A 20133-nucleotide genomic window follows, 5' to 3' on the forward strand; every position below is an offset into this window, starting at 1 on the left:
TGCCGGTCCTGCCCCCGTATGGTCGGCCTTTCGACCGTCTGCGAAAGTGATCAGACCCCTCCGTCACCTCGCATTGCCGCAATGCCAAAAGTTAGCTTACAGGCCTACTGACTCTTGATGTTACCAATATGACAAATCCTGTCATAATCGGCATCACAGCCAGCGCCAGCGCCAGAACAGCGCCATCTGGGCGGCGAAGATCACCCCGCACAGGCCGACCACGATCCAGAAGGCGTCGCCGTCTTTGGTCCCCGGTATGCCGCCGACGTTGATGCCCAGCAGGCCGGTGAGAAACCCCAGCGGCAGGAAGATCGCGGCGACGATGGTGAGCAGGTAATTTGTCCGTTCGGAGCGTGCCAGCGCGCGTGCGCGCAATTCGTCCTGCAACACGACGGCGCTTTCCTTGCTGACGTCGATGTCGTCGAGATAACGGCGCAGGCGATCGATGCTCTCGGCGATTTCGCGCCGGTCATGATCCTCGAACCATGCCGGCGCCTCGCGGCTGATCGCTTCCAGCGCGACGTGTTGCGGCCCCATGTGACGCTGCAGGGCAAGGCAATTGCGGCGGATGGTCGAAACCTTGGCGAGCATCTTTTCGCCCTCGCTCTCGACGTCGGCTTCTTCCAGCTCGTCGATATGGTCGTTCATGTCGACGACCGAGGCGTTCATGCGGGCGATCATGAACTCGGTGAGATTCGTGATCAACGCTCCCGCGTCCGCCGGACCGCGGCCTGCATCGATCAGCGCGAGCACGTCGCGCGGCGTCTGCAACGGATCGCGGCGCAGCGTCACCAGCCGCCGGCCGTCGCACCAAAGTTGCATGGAAACCATGTCTTCCGGCTCCGCACCGGGATTGAAATTGATCCCGCGCAGGGTCGCGACCAGCGTTTCCCCTTCGCGGAATGCACGGGGGCGGGTCGCGTCGCTCACCAGCAGTTCGGCCGACGGTTCCGGTAGGCCCAGTCCCTGTTCCAGCCATTGCTGGACGCCGGGTCGGTTGCGGCACAGATGCACCCACAGCACCTCCTGCGCGGCTTCGGGCTGCCAGCCCTTCGCCTCTTCCCATGCGATCGCGCGTCCGCCGCCCCTTCCGTCGAGGACGCGTCCGAATAGCAGCGGGGTGTCGGAACCGGTTTTGCCTGGGACTTCGCTCATCCACCCCTCATGCCGCAAGCGCATGCGGCTGTCATTGCTCCTTCATGCTGCCCGGCCTATATTGCCGACCATGTCTTCCGTACGCCCTTGGCGCGACATCATGCGCCGCCAGTCCCGCCAGATCATGGTCGGCAATGTCCCCGTCGGTGGCGATGCGCCGATCAGCGTCCAGACCATGACCAACACGCCGACGGAAGATGTCGGCGCGACGATCGACCAGATCCGCCGGTGCGAGGAGGTTGGGGCCGATATCATCCGCGTATCCTGCCCGACCGAGGAATCGACGGCACGCTTCGACGAAATCACGCGCGCCGCGAATGTCCCGATCGTCGCGGACATCCACTTCCACTACAAGCGCGCGCTGGAAGCTGCGGACAAGGGCGCGGCCTGCCTGCGGATCAATCCCGGCAATATCGGCAGTGGAGAGCGGGTGGCAGAAGTCGTCCGCGCGGCGAAGGCCAATGGCTGCGCGATCCGCATCGGCGTGAACGCGGGCAGCCTCGAGAAGGACTTGCTGGAGAAATACGGCGAGCCCTGCCCCGAAGCGCTGGTCGAAAGCGCGCTCGACCACATCAAGCTGCTGCAGGATCACGACTTCCACGAATACAAGGTGGCAGTGAAGGCGAGCGACGTGTTCCTCGCCGTCGCAGCCTACCACGCGCTGGCGGAGACGGTGGACTGCCCGCTCCACCTCGGCATCACCGAGGCTGGCGGCCTGATCGGCGGAACGGTCAAGTCGTCCATCGGCATCGGCAGCCTGCTGTGGGCGGGCATCGGCGACACCATCCGCGTCAGCCTGTCCGCCGAGCCGGAGCAGGAAGTGAAGGTCGGCTTCGAAATGCTCAAGGCGCTGGGTCTGAGGACGCGCGGCGTCCGCGTCGTGTCCTGCCCCAGCTGTTCGCGGCAGGGCTTCGACGTCATCCGCACGGTCGAGGCGCTGGAGAAGCGGCTGGAGCACATCAAGACGCCGATGAGCCTTTCGGTCCTCGGATGCGTGGTCAACGGGCCGGGCGAGGCCCGCGAAACCGACATCGGCCTGACCGGCGGTGGCAACGGCAAGCACATGGTCTATCTTTCCGGGGTGAAGGACCACCACATCGAGAACGAAGCGATGCTCGATCACATCGTGCGACTGGTCGAGGAAAAGGCGGCCAAGATCGACGCCGGCGAGACCGCGGCCTTCGATCCGCACGCGGTGGCGGCTGAATGAGGGAAGCCTTCGCCCGCATCGGGGATGCCCTGAAGGTCACGTTCCTCGGCGGGCTGTCGATCTTCAGGCTCGCACCCATCATCCCGCTGCTCGTCATGGTGCCCGAGTTCGTCCAGCACGTTTACGAGATCCAGTCCGGGATGTTCGTCAGCAAGGCGGCTTTCAACGCCGAGGCGATGTCGGACACGCGCTGGCTGTTCGGCTATGCCAAGATCGCTGGCTTAGTCCTCGCCATCTTCGCCGCAGCGCGTTTTATCGGCGGAGCTGGGACACGCTGGTGGGACCTGCGCACGATCGCGTGGAGGCCGTTCCTGATCGCGCTCGCCGTGAACGTGGCGGCTACGATGCTGTTCGAAGTCCTCGCGGGATCGTCCGCCCAGGACTTGCCGCTGGCGATCACCTTCGTCGTCCAGATCGTGCTTCTGCCGCTGCTTGTGTACCTGCTCGGACCGCTGTTCGGCGACCGCACCATGACGCTGCGGCGGAGTTACACGGTCGGCTGGCTGGCAGCCTTGCTGATCGGGCTGCTGGTGATGCTCGCCTTTGCGCCGGCGCAGTGGGTGCACGGTACGAACCACACGCTTGCCATGGGACGACCCTACCCCATCGTCTGGGCGCTGATGGTCTGGGACACCTTGCTGGTCGGGGTGATGGCATGCTGGATGGGCGCAGCGCTGGCGGCAGGCTACTGGCTGGGACGGCCGCCTAAGTCGGGCGAACAGCGCGAAAGCCCGAACGCTGCCTTTGCCGCATAGGCGCGGCGCGTGCTCCACGTCGTTCACCACGTCGACTACATGGCTCCCCCGCCGGAACGCGGGACGTTCCGGTTCGACAAGTACATGCTGGTCATGGTCGCGCTGCGCGTACGGGCTGCGCGCGAGGGGTTCGCGCTGGTCGAACACGCACCCGCGCCGATCCCGCGCCGCTGGCTGGAGGCGGTGCACGATCCCGAATATGTCGAGCAGGTCTTCACCGCGTCCGTCCCGCGCGCCAAGGAAAGGCGCATCGGCTTTCCCGTCACCCCGCGCATCGCGTCGCGCGTGCGACATACCAATGGCGGCACATGGCTCGCCGCGCGGCTGGCGATGGAGCATGGCTATGCCGCCAACAGCGCGGCGGGGAGCCACCACGCCCTGCACGACACCGGCGCTGGCTATTGCGTATTCAACGACCTTGCGGTGGTTTCGACGCGCCTGATCGGGGAAGGCGATGCGCGCCGCGTTCTGATCGTGGACTGCGACGTCCATCAGGGCGACGGCACGGCCAGCCTGATGGCAGGGCGCGACGATGTCTTCACGCTGTCGCTGCACGCGGAGAAGAACTTCCCGACGCGCAAGGCCCGATCCAGCCTCGATCTTGCCCTGCCAGACGGGCTGGACGACGACGGTTACATGGATGTCCTCACCACCCATCTTCCCGGCGTGATTGACGGTTTCGCGCCGGACATCGTGCTCTATCAGGCGGGCGTCGATCCCCATCGCGACGACCGCCTGGGGCGGCTGGCCCTGAGCGACGCGGGGCTGGCGGCGCGCGATCGCTACGTGGTTGGCGAGGCGCGGCGGCGCCGGCTTCCGGTCGCAAGCGCGCTTGGCGGGGGATACGGCACCGACGACCGTGCGGTGGCGGAACGGCACGCCGCATCGATGATCGCCATGGCGCAGGAGAATGCCTGCTTTCCCGCTCCAAGCCATGAAGCGCTGGCAGGTTTTACCACCCCTTAAGCGGCACCGTCGTATGCCGCACGGCGATGATCCGCACCCGCGCCTCGATCCTGCTCGCCCTGACGCTTTGCGCCTGTGGCGGCGCGCCGGAGCAGCCCGGCGAAATTGCCGCTGGCGAAGCGGTCGGCAATTCGCGCCCCAGCCCGTGGAGCATCGATGCGCCCGGCACGCCCAGCGGCAACAAGGTCGCGGTCGGCACATCCGGTTTCCCGCGCCCCGGAACCAGCCGCCCTGCCTCTGGGTCAGACCCGGCGAGTGGCGGCATCGTGAAGCTGAGCCGTCAGTCGGATGGCCACTTCTACGCCAGCATCACGGTCGATTCGCAGGACTTGAACGTCCTCGTGGACACCGGCGCAAGCATCGTCGCACTGACCGGGGACGATGCGCGCAGCCTCGGCCTGGATTGGAGTTCGAGCGAGATCGCGCCGATCGGACGCGGCGCGAGCGGCGACGTCTACGGCGTTCCGGTAACGCTCGACAGCGTGGAACTCGATGGCATTCGCGCCAGCAACGTTTCCGCCGTGATCATCCCGGAAGGGTTGGACGTGACGCTGCTTGGCCAGAGCTTCCTCTCGCAGGTCGAACGGGTCGAAATCGCGGGCGATTCCATGGTGCTGCACGACTGACCGGACGCGCTCGCAACCAACGGATCGTTAACGCTGTTCGGCTAATGCGGTCGGCAAAGGAAAAGACGGCCGTCGCATGATGATCCAGCGTTACCTCCCCTACCGGCTGCGCAACCGCATCGAGGCGGCGATTCACGCGCGGGCGGTCGATGACATCTTCGACACCGCGCCGATCGTGCCGCGCAACGATGGGCTGGTGCTGTTCTCCATGATCGGGACTAAGGTGGTCGCGCCCTATCTCGTCGCGGTGAAATCGCTATGGCACCAGCTGGGGCGCGGGCGCATCGCCTTGCTGGACGACGGCACGCTGACGGCGGAAGATCGCGCACAACTGGCGCGGCATTGCGGCGACCCGGAAATCATCGACATCGCCAGCGTGGAACGCGGCCCCTTTCCGAAGGGCGGGACATGGGAACGGCTGCTGACGATCCTCGACCGGCGCAGCAGCGAATACTGGATCCAGCTCGACAGCGACACGGTGACGCTCGGCCCCGTACCGGAGGTCGAAAGTGCCATCGCGCGCAACCGCAGCTTCGCCCTGCTCGGAGGGCCGGAGGGCGAGATCGGGGCGTTGCCGGCAGGGCAGATCGCGCGCGAACTCTATCCCGATGGCCGACGCGACGATCACGTGCAGGCACGCATCGAATCGCGCCTCGACACGATCCCGGCGGAACGCGAGTGGAAATATCTGCGTGGCTGCTCCGGCTTTGCAGGCTTTGCCGCGATGGGCCAGGGTCGCCCGCTGGCCGCCGCCTTCCTGGTCGAGATGGAGCGGATGATCGGCAAGGACGCCACGCACGAATGGGGGACCGAGCAGGTCGCATCCAATTTCCAGCTCGCCAACGAGCCGGAACCAGTGCTCCTGCCGAGCGCGCGTTACATCAATCACTTCGGGGAGCCCTGGCCCGCCGACACCGCCTTCCTGCACTTCATCGGCACCAAGCGGCACGAGGGCACGGCCTATGTCGACGCCAGCCGCCAGGCCATTGCCATGCTGCGCGAAGAGGCGGAACGGGCGGCGTGAACGCCCGCCGGCTTCAAGACCGCTTGCCGCCATTCAGCGCGCTGCCATATAGGTCGCGCTAAGACATGAGCATGATCCACCTTTCGCGCAGAAGCGTTCTGGCAGGCAGTATCGCCAGCGGCCTTGCCGCCGCTGCAGGCGTGTCGCCGCTGACGCGGCCCGCGCAGGCAAGCACGCTGTCGGCCCGCGACCAGAAATTGTTCGCCATCGCCCGCCGCGAACTGGACAAGGCCGGCGCGGCGATCTGGCGGCGCGACATCGTGGGGATTGCGGATTTCGCCGCCCATTCCTCCCGCCCGCGCTTTCATTTCGTCAATCTCGACCGGGGCGAGGTGAACAGCTACCTCGTCAGCCATGGCACCGGTTCCGATCCGGAACATGACGGCTGGCTCAACAATTTCTCCAACATCGAAGGCTCCAACGCGACCAGTCGCGGGGCCTATGTGACGTGGGAATGGTACACCGGGCGCTACGGCACATCGATCCGGCTGGGCGGGCTCGACCCGACCAACAACAATGCTCTCAGCCGCTATATCGTGATGCATTCGGCAGGCTACGCAACGCAGGATCATGTCGATCGCTGGGGGCGGCTTGGCCGCTCGAACGGCTGCTTTGCCATGGGGCCGGACAATTTCAAGCTGGCGCTTACGCAGCTTTCCGGCGGGCGCCTGCTCTATGCGGACAGGCTCGATCTCGACGCGGTGATCGTCGACTTCTGAATGGCCGGAGGCGTCACGCCCCCAGCCACCCATTCATTCGTCAGGTGCGCAGGTCGTCGATGATCTCGACCACTTCCTCGTCCGTCACGCGCGAGCGGTTCGGCTTGCGCGGAGCCTGGAAGGATTCGAGCACCGGCGCATCGCGTCCGTAGATATCGGCGAAGCTGCGCATGGTGCCGTCGATGTCGCTGCCCATGGTGAAATAGGTGATATAGACGGGCATCTTCCGCTCGAATCCCACGCGGGTGTATTCACCGCTCTTGGAGATTTCGACCGCTTCGGCGGCGGGCATCTTTGCTTGCAGGATCGCCAGCGTCATCGCCAGTTCCACCGCGCGTTCCGTGCGAATGCAGCCGTGGCTCAGAGCCCGGCTGTCCTGCCCGAACAGGCCGCGGCTCGGCGTGTCGTGGAGGAAGATGGCATGGGCATTCGGCATATCGAGCTTCATCATGCCGAGCGAATTGGTCGGTCCGGGCTGCTGCACCACGGTGACAAAGCCGTTGGCGCCCTTTGTCGCCTTATAGCCGGCGCGCTGAGCCCAGGCAGGATTGCCCAGCACCTTCGCGCCCAGACCTTCGCCCTTCACGATCGACTGCGGCACGGTCCACGTCGGGTTGAAGATCACGCCTTCGACATTTTCGGCCAGCTGCGGCGTTGCGGTGCTGCCCGGCTTGCCGACGATGGTCTTGTAGGTGCGGATGATCTTGTCATTGACCGTCAGGCGCAGCTGATATTCCGGGACGTTGGTGATGAGGTACTGCCGCCCCAGGTCACGGGCGAGCCAGCGCCAGCGGTCCATATTGGCCTGGATCAGCGCGCGCTTCTTCGTCTGCGCGGCCGGCGTCTTTGCCAGTTCGGCCTTCAGCGCCTCATATTCGGGCACCTGCGGCGCGAGCGATGCGAGCACGCCGGCAACGTCGCCGTTCGCCGTCGCCTGCCTGAGCAGATCCTCGCTCGGCATACGGTCGGCATCGGGGTCGAAGACGAACCACTGCTTGCGCGCATCCATCGGTGTGCGCCCGTCGCGCAAGTCCTCGACCAGCCAGATGAAGGTGCGGCTGGCGATGTCGTTCAGCTGCGGACTGGTGCCGGCAGCGATCGCGGAGCGCAGTTCGGCAGGCTTGTAATCGGCGGGGATCAATCCCTCGGTGCCGATCGATTCGACGATGCCGAGCAGTGCCTGGGCATTGGCGATCGACCAGTCCCGAACGAGGATCTTTTCCGGAATCGGCTGCACCATCGGTGCGGACTGGGCCTCTGCGGCAAAAGCTTCCTCGACCGATTCGTAGCCCGGATCGGGATCGACAGGCTCGGCGGTGACCTGCTGAGCGGCGGCCGTTCCGGTCATGGCTACGGCTGCCGCGACGAGGCCAACGGTGCGAAGGGCAAGCGAATTTCGGATCGAGAGGCGCATGATGTTCCGTTTGCAGTTGTTCGGTCTGCACGGCGAGATTGCCGCGACATGGCCGGGATTGTGCTGGATATTTTCGCCCAAGCCCCCGGTCTGGTCAACTGTGTGACCCGCGAAGTTTACCCACGCTGAATCGTGCGTTTGCAGATGCCGCGGCGAAGCAGTGCGGGTATGGGCGCAAACCATGCAGCGCCACGTCGCCTTCCTGCCGATCCTGTCCACGCTGATCGGCGTTGCCTTCCTGTCGCTGATGGACGCGTACATGAAAGGCGCTTCGCTGGCCGTCGGAGCTTATAGCGCGGCTCTGTTGCGCTCCACCCTGGCGACGTTGATGGTCGCGCCGGTCTGGCTGGCGCGGCGCAAGCACTGGCCGGCACACCGGGCGATGAAGCTGCATATCGAACGCGGCTTCGTTTCCGCCTTCATGGCGCTGACATTCTTCTATGCGCTGACCAAGCTGCCGATCGCGGAGACCATCGCGATCAGCTTCGTCGCGCCGCTGGTCGCGTTGTATCTGGCGCGCGTGCTGCTGGGCGAGAAGATCCACCGCCGCGCAATCGTCGCGTCCGTACTGGGATTTATAGGCACGCTGGTGATCGTGGGCGGGCGAATCGGGCGCGACACGCTGGACCCCGATGCCGCGCTCGGCATCGGTTCCATCCTCGTCAGCGCAATGCTGTATGCCTACAATTTCATCGTGATGCGCAAGCAGTCGCAACTCGCCGGACCGCTGGAGATCGCGACCTTCCACAGCGGCGTTGCAGCGCTGATATTCTGCGTCGCGGCGCCGTGGCTGCTCGTTATGCCAAGCGGCCCGGTGCTGGGCCAGGTCGCCATTGCCAGCCTGCTTACGGTGGGGGGCGCGATGACCATCGCATGGGCCTATGCCCGCGAGGAGACGCAGGTGCTGATCCCGCTCGAATATTCGGGATTTCTCTGGGCTGTCCTGTTCGGCTGGCTGTTCTTTGCCGAGGGCGTTACCGGAACCACGCTGGCGGGAACCGCCCTGATCGTGACCGGGTGCCTGATCGTCACCCGCCCCCGGCGGACCGAGCAGACCGCGCTCTAGCCTTCGCCGGCTGCAGCGCCCTCCGCCGCGGCGGCCTCTGTATCCTTGTCCTCGCCCGTCCCGAAATCGACGACGAAGCCGAGCATCGCGCCGAGGAACGCCGCGACGACGAGCGCCAATGCCATTATTGCCACGCCGATCCGCTGCCGTGAGCCGCCTTGCGCCGCCATCAAAGGTGTCCTGCTTTCATCGCTGCCCCGCATAGCTGCGCCTGAAGGCCGCTGCCAGAGCGGTGTTCGCCCTTGGTCCCCCTTGACCTGACGCCTTCCATTGACCAGTGCACGGGCAAATTCTGCGCCGGAAACCCGCGTTCTCACTCGGCGCGGCGCATCGGCATTCACGAAAGGACACAGCACGCATGACCCAGGTCGGCAAGGACACGCTCGGAACCCGCTCAACCCTCTCGGTCAATGGCAAGGAATACGCCTATTATTCCTTCAAGAAGGCCGCGGAGAAAATCGGTGACGTGTCGCGCCTGCCGTTCAGCCTGAAGGTGCTGCTGGAAAATATGCTGCGGTTCGAGGATGACGGCTTCACCGTCTCGGTCGACGATGCGAAGGCGATCGCGGACTGGCAGAACAATCCCAAGACCGGCAAGGAAATCCAGTACCGCCCCGCGCGCGTGCTGTTGCAGGACTTCACCGGCGTCCCCTGCGTGGTCGACCTTGCCGCCATGCGCGATGCCATCGCCAAGCTTGGCGGCGACACGGCGAAGATCAATCCGCAGGTGCCGGTCAATCTGGTCATCGACCACTCGGTCATGGTCGACGAGTTCGGCCACCCCAAGGCGTTCGAGAAGAACGTGGAGCTGGAATATGCCCGCAACGCCGAACGCTACGACTTCCTCAAGTGGGGCTCCAAGAGCTTCGAGAACTTCTCCGCCGTTCCTCCGGGCACCGGCATCTGCCACCAGGTCAACCTCGAACACATCGCGCAGGGCGTTTGGTCGAGCGACGATGAAAGCGGTGCGGCGATCGCCTACCCCGACACCTGCGTGGGCACCGACAGCCACACCACGATGATCAACGGCCTCGGCGTGCTGGGCTGGGGCGTCGGCGGGATCGAGGCGGAAGCGGCCATGCTCGGCCAGCCGGTCTCGATGCTGATCCCCGAAGTGGTCGGCTTCAAGCTGACCGGCGCGATGGCAGAAGGCATCACCGCCACCGATCTCGTGCTGACTTGCGTGCAGATGCTGCGCGAAGTCGGCGTCGTCGGTCGCTTCGTGGAATTCTACGGGCCGGGCGTCGCGACGCTGAGCCTCGCAGACCGCGCGACCATCGCGAACATGGCGCCCGAATACGGCGCGACCTGCGGCTTCTTCGGCATCGACGACAAGACGCTCGACTACATGCGACTGACCGGACGCAGCGAGGACCGCATTGCGCTGGTGGAGGCTTACTGCCGTGAACAGGGCATGTGGTTCGATCCGGACAACGAACCGGTGTTCACCAACACGCTCTCGCTCGACATGAGCAAGGTCGTCCCCAGCCTCGCCGGGCCGAAGCGTCCGCAGGACAAGGTCGCGCTGCCCGACCTCGACGAGCTGTTCAATACGGACCTCAAGACGACCTACAAGAAGGATGGCCCGGCCCGCGTCGCGGTGGAAGGCAAGGATCACGATATCGGCGACGGCGACGTCGTGATTGCCGCGATCACGAGCTGCACCAACACGTCCAACCCGGACGTACTCATTGCCGCCGGACTGGTCGCGCGCAACGCGAACGCCAGGGGCATGAAGCCCAAGCCGTGGGTGAAGACCAGCCTCGCACCGGGATCGCAGGTGGTCACCGACTACCTCGTGAAATCGGGCTTGCAGGACGATCTCGATGCCATCGGCTTCGACCTCGTCGGCTATGGCTGCACGACCTGCATCGGCAATTCCGGCCCGCTCGCCCCGCCGATCAGCAAGGCGATCAACGGCAATGACATCGTCGCCGCCTCCGTGCTTTCCGGCAACCGCAACTTCGAAGGCCGCGTTTCGCCCGATGTGCGCGCCAACTTCCTCGCCAGCCCGCCGCTCGTCGTCGCCTTCGCGCTCAAGGGCACGGTGACCGAGGATATAACCGAGACCCCGATCGGGCAGGACCAGGACGGCAAGGACGTGATGCTCGCCGACCTGTGGCCCAGCAATCAGGAAATCGCCGATCACCGCGCGGCCAATATCGACCGCGACATGTTCCTCACCCGCTATGCCGACGTCTACAAGGGCGACGAGCATTGGCAGGCGATCAATGTCGTGGGTTCCGACACGTACCAGTGGCGTCCCGGCTCCACCTACGTCGCCAACCCGCCCTATTTTGAGGGTATGGAAATGACCCCGGCGCCGGTCACGGACATCATTGAGGCCAAGCCGCTCGCCATCCTCGGCGACAGCGTGACGACCGACCACATCAGCCCCGCCGGATCGATCAAGGAAGATTCGCCCGCGGGCAAATACCTGATGGAAAACCAGGTCGCGAAGCCGGACTTCAATTCCTACGGCAGCCGCCGCGGCAACCACGACGTCATGATGCGCGGCACCTTCGCCAACATTCGCATCAAGAACGAAATGGTCCCCGGTGTGGAAGGTGGCTACACCACCTACAAGGGCGAGCAGATGGCGATCTACGACGCCGCGATGAAGCACAAGGCGGACGGAACGCCGCTGGTCGTCGTGGGCGGCAAGGAATACGGCACCGGCTCCAGCCGCGACTGGGCGGCGAAGGGGACCATCCTGCTCGGCGTCCGCGCCGTGATCGTCGAAAGCTTCGAGCGTATCCACCGCTCCAACCTCGTGGGCATGGGCGTGCTGCCCCTGCAGTTCAAGGATGGCGCCACGCGCGAAACGCTCGGCCTCGCGGCGACCGACAGCTTCACGGTGAAGGGTCTGGCCGACCTGACGCCGGGACAGGATATCGAGGTCGAGGTGACCCGCGAAGACGGTTCGACCTTCGCATTCACCGCGCTGTGCCGGATCGATACCGCCAACGAAATGGAATACTACCGCAACGGCGGCATCCTCCAGTACGTGTTGCGCAAGCTCGCAGCCTGATCTTGGTTTCGTGATGCGCAGCTGAGCTGGTGAGGTCGCTGCGCACCATGAAAAAGGGCGGCTCGCGGCCGCCCTCTTTTTCCCTGCGACAGCCCCCCCCCGGCGGCGCTGACGGATCAGCCAATCTGTGCGGCCTCTGCGCCGTTCGATCGGGCGAAACGACGCCGGCCGAACATCGCGACCGCCGCGGCCCCGAACAGCAAGGTGATCGGCGGCGCGGGCACCTGCGTCCCGGTGGTGCCGCTGCTCGTGGTCGTGCCGCCGCTCGACGTCGACGTCGAACTGGACGACGAAGTCGAGGATGAGGTCGATGATGACGTCGACGACGACGTGGAACTCGACGTCGAGGACGATGTCGAACTCGAAGTCGAGGTGCTGGATGTCACATCACCCGACGTCGACGTGGACGACGTGCTGGTCACCGTGCCCGAACTGGTCGTGCTGGTGATCGTGCCGGAACTGGTCGAAGTCGAACTGGAAGCGTTGTTGCCCGAGCTCGACGTCACGTTGCCAGAACTGGTCGAGACGTTGCCCGAGCTGGTCGAGACATTCCCCGAACTCGTCGAGACGTTGCCCGAAGTGGTCGAGGTGGTGGTGCTGACGCCGCCGGTGCTGGTCGACACCTGACCGGTCGACGAGCTGATCTCGCCCGAACTTGTCGATGTGGAGCTGCCGCCCGACGAGGTCGAGGAAGAACTTCCGCCCGAACTGGTCGTCGTGCTGTTCTGGTTGTTGTTGTCGATGATGATGTCGCGCACACCCTCGCCCGTGGTCGAGCTGATGACAACGCTGCCGCCGCCACCGCCACCGCCGAAGAAGCCGCCGAAGAAACCTCCGCCGAAACCGCCACCGAAGCCCGGTCCGCCGCCGACCACCGTCACGCCGCCACCGCCGCCGCCGGAAATCGGCTGCTGAGGCAAGGGCGGCAGGGCCGGGAGCGGCATGGCCATCGCCATCTGCGGCGGCGTTTCGCAGATCGTCTCTTCCTTGGTGATGACGCGGCGAATGCGCTTGGTCTTCTTCGGGATCGAGCGATCGGCCACCCGCTTGGGCTGGCTCTTCACGTAGCGCGGCTGCCCCTTCACGTAGGTTTCGCCCTTCGCAGACTTGTAGGTCGGGCTGCCTGTCACGGGCGCTTCCGCGACGTGGACGGCGCCCCCTCCGACAAGCGCACCCCCCGCAGCGATTGCGGAAAGCTTGGCTAGGGCCATACGGACGGACATGGGCAGTTCTCGCTTTTCCTGTTGCGAACCGTCGCCCCTGCGCCGCGAAGTTGGCGCTATGGCGATTGGCTCAGTAGGCAGGAAACACGCGAACCGGGGATTCCGACAGCCCGGTTAACTAACAAAAGCCGCGTAAAAGTCGCATTTTTACAGGGTTTCGTGCCCCGACGAGCCGCATTGTCCCAATGTGGAACCGTTTGGCGCAAAAAGCTTCGTCGGCGGTCGGCTCCAGACCGTCATTTCTCGCCGAACAGGCGGCCCTGCGGCGAATCGGGTCGACTCACGGGGGGCACGATACCGAGATGCTGCCAGCCTGCATCATTGAGGCATCGTCCGCGCGCGGTGCGCGCCACCAGGCCGAGCTGGATGAGATAGGGTTCGATCACCTCTTCCACCGTGTCGCGCGGCTCCGACAAGCCGGCGGCCAGCGTTTCCACGCCCACCGGCCCGCCCTTGTAGATGTCGGCTATCATGGTGAGGTAGCGGCGGTCCATCGCGTCGAGGCCTAGAGCATCGACTTCCAGCCGGGTGAGCGCGTTGTCCGCGACCCTTGCGGTGATCGTCGTATCGCCCGCGACCTGCGCGAAGTCCCGCACCCGCCGCAGCAGCCGCCCGGCGACGCGCGGCGTGCCACGCGAACGGCGAGCCACCTCGCGCGCGCCGGCGGAATCGATTGCCATGCCGAGCAGGTTCGCCCCGCGCGTGACCACCTTCTCCAGCTCGTCCACCGTGTAGAAATTGAGCCGCACCGGAATGCCGAAGCGATCGCGCAGCGGCGTGGTCAGCAGCCCCTGCCGCGTGGTCGCGCCGACCAGCGTGAAGGGCGGCAGGTCGATCCGCACGCTGCGCGCCGACGGTCCTTCGCCGATGATGATGTCGAGCGCGCGATCCTCCATCGCGGGGTAGAGGATTTCCTCCACCACGGGATTCAGCCGGTGGATCTCGTCGATGAACAGCACGTCGCCGCTTTCGAGATTGGTCAGCAGAGCGGCGAGGTCGCCTGCCTTCGCGATGACCGGGCCGCTCGTCGCGCGAAATCCCACCCCGAGTTCCCTGGCAACGATCTGCGCCAGCGTGGTCTTGCCGAGGCCGGGCGGGCCGAAGAACAGCGTGTGATCCATCGCCTCCCCGCGCGCTTTGGCAGACTGGATGAAAACGCGCAGGTTCTCGCGCGCCGCTTCCTGTCCGACGAATTCCGCCAGCGACTTGGGCCGCAGCGCCGCGTCCGGGTCTTCCGGCTGACGCTCGGGCGAATGGAGTGGCACGGGATCAGTCATCGACCGGCTCCGTCAGATCGGCACCGCATTGCGTGCATTCCTTCGCGGGGATGATACCTTCTCCGAATTTCCCTGCGCCGTATTCGGCGTGCTCGACCGCGAAAACAGAGGTGCCGCAATTGGGGCACTCGGGTTTCACGAAGCGCTCGCCAAGATGCTGGACGATGTCGGCCAGCTGGGCTTTGATTTTTTCGGTCGGCAGCTCATCCTCAAGCTCGGTGGCATGCCCGATCAGCACCCATGTGAGGCTTATCGCGAGAAAGATCACCGGGAGAAATCCGACGATTGATACCACGAAAAAGACCAGGCCGAGGCCTGCCAGCACCGCAACCGCCAGCGCAAAGGTCCAGAACCCATGCGGTGAACGCAGATTCCGCCGCCAGCCGCTCTCGGGCCGAGGCGGACGGGGCGGCTTCCCACGCTCGAACCGCGTATCGGCCCGCCCCGTCGGTGCCCGTTCCAGCGTGCCGCGTGAATTGCGTGTGTCGGGAATGCCCCCCATCAGCCCGCGGCCCGCTTCAGCGCCACGCGGATGAGATCGCCCTCCGCGGCATCTTCGCCCAGTTCGGCCTGCGCCTTCGCCACCGCCTGCGCGGCGACCGCCGGTTTGAAGCCGAGGTTTTCCAGCGCGCTGACCGCATCGGCGCTGGCACTGCCGGCATGAGTGACAAGCGCCGCTGCGCCGAGCCCGCCGGATACGGCCAGGCCGCCCGCCTTATCCTTCAATTCGTTGACGATGCGTCCCGCCAGTTTCGGGCCGACGCCTTGCGCGCGGGCCACGGTGGCAGCGTCGCCCGCGGCGCAGGCGGCCTGCAATTCCGCCGTCGAAAGCGCGGAGAGGATCGCCAGCGCGACCTTGCTGCCCACGCCCTGAACCTGCGTCAGCAAACGGAACCAGTCGCGTTCCGCCCCGTCGGCGAAGCCCAGCAGGCGCATGTCGTTCTCGCTCACCTGGAGGTCGGTGAAGATGGTCACGCCATCGCCCCGCGCACCCATGGCCGCCAGCGTCTTGGCCGAACAGTGAACGAGATAGCCCACGCCCGCGACGTCGATCACCGCCCAGTCGGCCCCGAAATCGTCCAGCGTCCCCGTCAACTTCGCAATCATCGAACTGTTTCCGCGCTCCCTACGCGCACCTTGAGCGCGTTTTGTTCCTGCCCGTTCTCGCCCGCAATTGCCAGACTGCAAACCGGATTATCGTCTTCGGGAGAATGTCGGCGTTGTCTGCCCGCGCGCGGAGGCGGTTTGCCTCGCTGCCTGATCGCCGAGCAAAGCTGCGCCATGCCCGCGCCAAGTAGGAAACGCTCTCGACAGGCAGGCGCCAGCGGCTAGGACTTGGGCGCATGAGCTGGAACACATTCGGACGCGTGCTGCGCTTCACCACCTGGGGCGAGAGCCATGGCCTGGCGCTGGGCGCCGTGGTCGACGGGTGCCCGCCGGGCCTTGCCCTGACCGAAGCCGGGATCCAGCCCTTCCTCGATGCGCGCAAGCCGGGGCAGAACAAGTTCACCACCCAACGGCGGGAGCCCGATGCGGTGCGCATCCTCTCCGGCGTGTTCGAAGGCAAGACGACGGGCACGCCGATCAGCCTGATGATCGAGAACACCGACCAGCGATCGAAGGATTATTCGGAGGTCGCCAAGGCCTATCGCCCCGGCCACGCCGACTACGCCTACGACGCAAAATACGGTTTCCGCGACTATCGCGGCGGTGGGCGAAGCAGCGCGCGCGAAACGGCAGCGCGGGTCGCGGCGGGCGCAGTGGCGCGGCTGGTGATCCCCGAAGTGACACTGACGGCCTATGTGGCGGAGATCGGCGGCGATGCCATCGACCTAGCCAGCTTCGACGCGGGCGAGATCGGCAACAATCCCTTCTTCTGCCCCGATGCGGCGGCGGCGAAGCGGTGGGAGACTTTGGTAGATGATGCGCGAAAGGCAGGCTCCTCGCTCGGCGCGGTGGTACAATGCGTGGCACAAGGCGTCCCGGCAGGCTGGGGCGCGCCGGTCTATGCCAAGCTCGACGCCGACCTCGCCGCCGCGATGATGGGCATCAACGCGACCAAGGGCGTGGAGATCGGCGACGGCTTCGGCGCCGCGCGCCTGACCGGAGAGCAGAACGCCGACCCGATGCGGGGGGGCAATGACGGCCCGCGCTTCGAGGCGAACCATGCGGGCGGCATCGCGGGCGGGATCAGCACCGGCCAGCCGATCGTGTGCCGCGTGGCCTTCAAGCCGACCAGCTCCATCCTCACCCCCGTCGACACGGTGACGCGGGAGGGAGCGGATACCCAGATCGTCACCAAGGGCCGCCACGACCCCTGCGTCGGCATCCGCGGCACCCCCGTGGTCGAAGCAATGATGGCGCTGGTGCTGGCGGACCACAAGCTGCTGCACCGGGCACAAGTGGGCCCGCGCTAACTCTCGCTGCGGTCTGCTGCCAAGCGGTTGTATTCGCAGGGCGGCCTACCCATCTAAGTATCAGCTACCAGTCGCGATCGACGGTCACCGCTCCCCACGACGGGAAGCCCTTTCCTTCCATTCCGCCTCTTAGTCGCAGCCGGGTCTATTCTGGCGCGCTGCACACTCGTTCGAAGGAATGAAAGATGACGCATTTCGGCACCATCAAGAGCTACGATTCCACAAGGGCGCAGGCACGATCAGCCCTGAAAAGGGCGGCGATGCCCTGCCCTTCCGCAAGAAAGACCTGCAGCAGCAGGCGCAGGAACCCGAAGTCGACCAGCGTTATGGTTTCGAAACCAGCGAAGTCGACGGCGGCAAGAAACGCGCCGTAAACCTGCAGCAGGGCGACGGCGACAGGCAGAAGGAACAGGCCCGCAACCAGCAGGGCTGATTTCCCATAGGCCGGGCCGCGGGCGGAATGCCTGCGGCCCGCGCTTGCCCCCATCTAACGAAAGATGCCTCGCGATGCCGATGAACCAGTTCCTGTTCGACCACCAGCTTGCCGCGATGAAGGCCGACCGCTCCGGCACATCGGAAGAACGCAAGGAAGCCGCCGAGCAATTGGGCGGCCGGGCGAAGCGCATCGCTGAGTGGCGCAAGGTCAACGGCCTGTCCGAAGAAGGCTGGCCCCGCGACGAGCGTAGCGACGAAGACGAGGAGGCCTGAAATGAGCGCCGAACAGCCCGCAACCCCCACATCCGGCCAGCCGGGCACTGCTGCCTGGGAAAGCGAAGGCGGCTCCGTCATTCCTGCCACCCCCTTGCCGGACGGCATAATCGCGGAGACCGCAACACAGTACCGCGTGGGCCCGTATGTCTATTCGCGGCTCGATGACGCCATGGCCGAATATCGGCGCCAGCACGGTCCATGAGGCCGCGCCGCCTGCCGTTCTTGCCGCGATGAAGGACCCCCCCAAAAGCCGATCTTCGGGCCGGAGCTGCCGCGGCTCGATCCGCCAGAACGGCCCAATATCAAGCCTTGGCGCTCCATCGCCAAGGCCGTGTCATGGCGCACTGTCGGGACCATCGACACGCTGATCCTGTCCTACCTGCTGATCACCTATCTGGGCCCCATGTTCGGTGCCCCGGTGGCGCAGGAAGACGCTCTGGAAACGGCGAGCTACATCGCGATCACCGAAGTCGCGACCAAGTTCGTCCTGTATTTCATCCACGAACGCGCCTGGTCGCTGACCGGGTGGGGCATCGTGTTCCGCGATGCCCGCCACCGAGAGACCTTGCGGCGGACGACGGTGAAGACCGGCCTGTGGCGCTTCATCGCTTCGGTCGATACCTTCGCGCTCGCATGGTTCTTTACCGGCAGCGTCGCGACGGCGGTTTCGATCGGCGGGCTGGAAGCGTTCACCAAGCTGGCGCTCTACTTCTTTCACGAACGGATCTGGGCGCGACTGCGTTTCGGCCTGGAAGATCGCCCGCAGCTGGCCGAGACTTCGTCAGCGCCGCCGCTTTAGCACGATATACAGCGCGCCTGCCTCGCCATGCCTGCGGTGGGCCCCTCTGATGGCGGCGATGTCGGCGTGATGGTCGCTGGCGGCCAGCCAGTCGAGGATCTTGGCACGGATCGCGCCGCGCGCGTGCCCGCGGTCAGCGGCATCGACCGGGCGGGGCTTCCCAGTGACGACCAGCACCAGCCGCGCCTGCATTGCCTTCGCCTGCGCCAGCCCACGCATCAGCCGCTGATATGCCGCATCGAGGGAATGGCCGTGCAGGTCGAGCGTGAAGTCTGGCGCGATCTCACCCTTCTTCAGCCGCCTGTCCCAGTGCGAATCGAGCGTGCTGGCAGCTTGCGGCGCTGGCGATGGAACAGGACGGCGGACGGGCGATGCGGATTTTGCCGGTTTCGGCGGGGCCGCGAGCTGCGTCGCCTCCTCGGCTTTCTCGCGCGGGAGAACGGGCGCTTTGCGGCCAGCCATTGGCGTTACCGTATGGGCCAGCCGGGCCCAGGCCGCCTGTTCTTCTTCGCTGAGGCCGCGCGGTATCCCGGCGCGGGCGGTCATTGCCCGCCGTGGCGCGCCAGCGTGCCCTTGGGCAGCAGCAGATAGGCACGCCCGCGCCCGCTCATGCCGCCGGCGATGACGCGCGCATTCTCACCCGCGCCCCAGAACGTGTCGAAGCGGTTGGCACCCTTGATCGCGCCGCCGGTGTCCTGTGCGATCCACAGCCCGTCCGCCTCGTTGCGGTCGAGGTCGAGCCACACCGGCGCGCCGAGCGGGGTGAAGGCCGGGTCCGCCGCAACCGAGCTTTCGCGCCGCACCGGAACGTTCAGCGCACCAAGCGGGCCATCGCCGGTCAGTTCCTGAAAGAAGACCCAGCTTTCGTTGAGACGCATCAATTCGCGCCCCTCCGCCGGGTTTTCGCGGATATATTGCATGATGCCCTGCATCGATCCGGCATATTGCCCCGGACCGTCGCCGAGCAGGCCGCGTTCGCGCATCACTCCGCCGATGCCGGTGTAGCCGTGCCCGTTCTGCCCGGCATAGCCGATCCGCAGGACGCTGCCGTCGTCCAGCCTCAGGCGGCCCGATCCCTGGATCTGCAAGAAGAACAGCTCCACCGGATCTTTCGCCCAGGCCAGCTCCAGCCCGCGCCCATTGAGTGCGCCGTCCTCTATCTCTGCGCGGGTGTAATAGGGGACAAATTGCAGGTTCTCGTCATAGCGCCCCAGCGGCGCGCGACCGGTGCGTTCGGACTGCGGCGTTTCTGCAGGCCAGTCGCGCACGAGATCCTTCGGCATGGCATAGACCGGCGCGTAGCCGGGGCGATAAGTGCGGCTGCCTTCTATCTCCGGCTCGAAATAGCCGGTGGCGAAAGCCTCTCCCTGGCCGACGCGGACCGTCTCGAAATAGGTATCGAAGAAGGCGACCGGATCGGCGGCGGACCATGTGCCTGCGGCGCGGCACGACGCTTCCCACATGGAACCGGTGGTCAGCCCGCTGGCATCATCGCGCGCCATCACACGGGGGCAGCTCTCGATGAAGGATCGCAGTGCGGCGGCAGCATCCGCCTGACCGATGCCCAGCGCGGTGACGCGCGGCCCGGCGGCAAGACTGGCGGTTACGGCACTGGTCGGGGTGACGGGTTCCGGCGGAAGCCCGGGTGCCCCGCCGGTTCCCTTGGGAATCACGGTGCAACCGGCGACCATCGCCAGCGCGGCGAGCGATGCGGCACCGCGCAGCGTCAGCGGCATGGAA

General features: G+C 65.8%; 24 protein-coding genes. 16 read left to right on the forward strand and 8 right to left on the reverse strand.

All coding sequences use genetic code 11. The features are described 5' to 3' along the window. Window positions 1-153: 153 nt before the first annotated feature. Window positions 154-1155: a zinc transporter ZntB gene (locus ACXYN8_RS11985; RefSeq protein ID WP_458889693.1), complete on the reverse strand. Its 1002-nt coding sequence runs from the start codon at window positions 1153-1155 to the stop codon at window positions 154-156. Window positions 1156-1225: 70 nt separating this feature from the next. Between ACXYN8_RS11985 and ispG the strand changes: the two genes are divergently transcribed. The 6 genes from ispG to ACXYN8_RS12015 all read left to right on the forward strand — a co-directional run bounded on the left by ispG (window position 1226) and on the right by ACXYN8_RS12015 (window position 6455). Beyond that, window positions 1226-2365: a flavodoxin-dependent (E)-4-hydroxy-3-methylbut-2-enyl-diphosphate synthase gene (gene ispG / locus ACXYN8_RS11990; protein WP_458889694.1), complete on the forward strand. Its 1140-nt coding sequence runs from the start codon at window positions 1226-1228 to the stop codon at window positions 2363-2365. Further along, complete coding sequence (locus tag ACXYN8_RS11995; protein ID WP_458889695.1) at window positions 2362-3120, forward strand: hypothetical protein; 759 nt, start codon at window positions 2362-2364, stop codon at window positions 3118-3120. Before ispG ends, ACXYN8_RS11995 begins: the two co-directional genes overlap by 4 nt. 39 nt (window positions 3121-3159) lie before the next feature. Further along, window positions 3160-4086, forward strand: a complete 927-nt coding sequence (locus tag ACXYN8_RS12000; protein ID WP_458889929.1) for a histone deacetylase family protein — start codon at window positions 3160-3162, stop codon at window positions 4084-4086. Window positions 4087-4112: 26 nt separating this feature from the next. Continuing rightward, window positions 4113-4712: a retropepsin-like aspartic protease family protein gene (locus tag ACXYN8_RS12005; RefSeq protein ID WP_458889696.1), complete on the forward strand. Its 600-nt coding sequence runs from the start codon at window positions 4113-4115 to the stop codon at window positions 4710-4712. Between the two features lie 76 nt (window positions 4713-4788). After that, window positions 4789-5736, forward strand: a complete 948-nt coding sequence (locus ACXYN8_RS12010; RefSeq protein WP_458889697.1) for a hypothetical protein — start codon at window positions 4789-4791, stop codon at window positions 5734-5736. 65 nt (window positions 5737-5801) lie between these two features. Continuing rightward, window positions 5802-6455 carry a murein L,D-transpeptidase catalytic domain-containing protein gene (locus ACXYN8_RS12015; protein ID WP_458889698.1) on the forward strand — a complete coding sequence of 218 codons (654 nt, stop codon included), beginning with the start codon at window positions 5802-5804 and terminating at the stop codon, window positions 6453-6455. A 40-nt stretch (window positions 6456-6495) separates the two neighbouring features. On the opposite strand, the gene ACXYN8_RS12020 is transcribed toward ACXYN8_RS12015, so the two are convergent. Further along, window positions 6496-7869: a L,D-transpeptidase family protein gene (locus ACXYN8_RS12020; RefSeq protein WP_458889699.1), complete on the reverse strand. Its 1374-nt coding sequence runs from the start codon at window positions 7867-7869 to the stop codon at window positions 6496-6498. Window positions 7870-8050: 181 nt separating this feature from the next. Here ACXYN8_RS12020 and ACXYN8_RS12025 point away from each other — a divergent pair, with 181 nt between their 5' ends. Further along, on the forward strand, window positions 8051-8935 hold the full coding sequence (locus ACXYN8_RS12025) for a DMT family transporter (protein WP_458889700.1): 885 nt from the start codon (window positions 8051-8053) through the stop codon (window positions 8933-8935). On the opposite strand, the gene ACXYN8_RS12030 is transcribed toward ACXYN8_RS12025, so the two are convergent. Then, the gene (locus tag ACXYN8_RS12030; protein WP_458889701.1) at window positions 8932-9060 is read right to left on the reverse strand and encodes a hypothetical protein; all 129 of its coding nucleotides are present in this window, start codon (window positions 9058-9060) and stop codon (window positions 8932-8934) included. The genes ACXYN8_RS12025 and ACXYN8_RS12030 overlap by 4 nt on opposite strands. A gap of 233 nt (window positions 9061-9293) precedes the next feature. Between ACXYN8_RS12030 and acnA the strand changes: the two genes are divergently transcribed. From acnA to ACXYN8_RS12050, 4 genes are all read left to right on the forward strand, one after another. Continuing rightward, complete coding sequence (gene acnA, locus ACXYN8_RS12035) at window positions 9294-11966, forward strand: aconitate hydratase AcnA (RefSeq protein WP_458889702.1); 2673 nt, start codon at window positions 9294-9296, stop codon at window positions 11964-11966. Between the two features lie 204 nt (window positions 11967-12170). Beyond that, window positions 12171-12593, forward strand: coding sequence for a hypothetical protein (locus ACXYN8_RS12040; protein ID WP_458889703.1), 423 nt, complete (start codon window positions 12171-12173; stop codon window positions 12591-12593). 36 nt (window positions 12594-12629) lie between these two features. After that, window positions 12630-12881, forward strand: a complete 252-nt coding sequence (locus tag ACXYN8_RS12045; RefSeq protein WP_458889704.1) for a hypothetical protein — start codon at window positions 12630-12632, stop codon at window positions 12879-12881. A gap of 27 nt (window positions 12882-12908) precedes the next feature. Further along, the gene (locus ACXYN8_RS12050) at window positions 12909-13034 is read left to right on the forward strand and encodes a hypothetical protein (RefSeq protein WP_458889705.1); all 126 of its coding nucleotides are present in this window, start codon (window positions 12909-12911) and stop codon (window positions 13032-13034) included. 391 nt (window positions 13035-13425) lie between these two features. Here the strand turns inward: ACXYN8_RS12050 and ruvB are convergent, their stop codons facing one another. The 3 genes from ruvB to ruvA form a co-directional block, all read right to left on the reverse strand. Beyond that, window positions 13426-14466, reverse strand: a complete 1041-nt coding sequence (ruvB, locus tag ACXYN8_RS12055) for a Holliday junction branch migration DNA helicase RuvB (protein WP_458889706.1) — start codon at window positions 14464-14466, stop codon at window positions 13426-13428. Continuing rightward, window positions 14459-14791 carry a hypothetical protein gene (locus tag ACXYN8_RS12060; protein WP_458889707.1) on the reverse strand — a complete coding sequence of 111 codons (333 nt, stop codon included), beginning with the start codon at window positions 14789-14791 and terminating at the stop codon, window positions 14459-14461. Before ACXYN8_RS12060 ends, ruvB begins: the two co-directional genes overlap by 8 nt. A gap of 176 nt (window positions 14792-14967) precedes the next feature. Beyond that, the gene (ruvA, locus tag ACXYN8_RS12065; protein WP_458889708.1) at window positions 14968-15573 is read right to left on the reverse strand and encodes a Holliday junction branch migration protein RuvA; all 606 of its coding nucleotides are present in this window, start codon (window positions 15571-15573) and stop codon (window positions 14968-14970) included. A 236-nt stretch (window positions 15574-15809) separates the two neighbouring features. Here ruvA and aroC point away from each other — a divergent pair, with 236 nt between their 5' ends. The 5 genes from aroC to ACXYN8_RS12090 all read left to right on the forward strand — a co-directional run bounded on the left by aroC (window position 15810) and on the right by ACXYN8_RS12090 (window position 18393). Further along, window positions 15810-16883 (forward strand): chorismate synthase, encoded by a 1074-nt coding sequence (gene aroC / locus ACXYN8_RS12070; RefSeq protein ID WP_458889709.1) that lies wholly within the window; start codon window positions 15810-15812, stop codon window positions 16881-16883. Between the two features lie 178 nt (window positions 16884-17061). Beyond that, window positions 17062-17316 carry a cold-shock protein gene (locus ACXYN8_RS12075; RefSeq protein WP_458889710.1) on the forward strand — a complete coding sequence of 85 codons (255 nt, stop codon included), beginning with the start codon at window positions 17062-17064 and terminating at the stop codon, window positions 17314-17316. A 74-nt stretch (window positions 17317-17390) separates the two neighbouring features. After that, window positions 17391-17591, forward strand: coding sequence for a hypothetical protein (locus ACXYN8_RS12080; RefSeq protein ID WP_458889711.1), 201 nt, complete (start codon window positions 17391-17393; stop codon window positions 17589-17591). Window position 17592: 1 nt separating this feature from the next. Then, window positions 17593-17796, forward strand: a complete 204-nt coding sequence (locus ACXYN8_RS12085; protein ID WP_458889712.1) for a hypothetical protein — start codon at window positions 17593-17595, stop codon at window positions 17794-17796. A 129-nt stretch (window positions 17797-17925) separates the two neighbouring features. Then, a complete protein-coding gene (locus ACXYN8_RS12090; protein ID WP_458889713.1) occupies window positions 17926-18393 on the forward strand; it encodes a DUF2061 domain-containing protein in 468 nt (155 codons plus the stop codon). Here ACXYN8_RS12090 and ACXYN8_RS12095 read toward each other — a convergent pair. Then, complete coding sequence (locus tag ACXYN8_RS12095; protein ID WP_458889714.1) at window positions 18376-18939, reverse strand: Smr/MutS family protein; 564 nt, start codon at window positions 18937-18939, stop codon at window positions 18376-18378. The genes ACXYN8_RS12090 and ACXYN8_RS12095 overlap by 18 nt on opposite strands. Beyond that, window positions 18936-20129: a murein transglycosylase A gene (mltA, locus tag ACXYN8_RS12100; protein WP_458889715.1), complete on the reverse strand. Its 1194-nt coding sequence runs from the start codon at window positions 20127-20129 to the stop codon at window positions 18936-18938. Before mltA ends, ACXYN8_RS12095 begins: the two co-directional genes overlap by 4 nt. Window positions 20130-20133: the final 4 nt, after the last annotated feature.

This window comes from Altererythrobacter sp. CAU 1778, assembly GCF_054482795.1.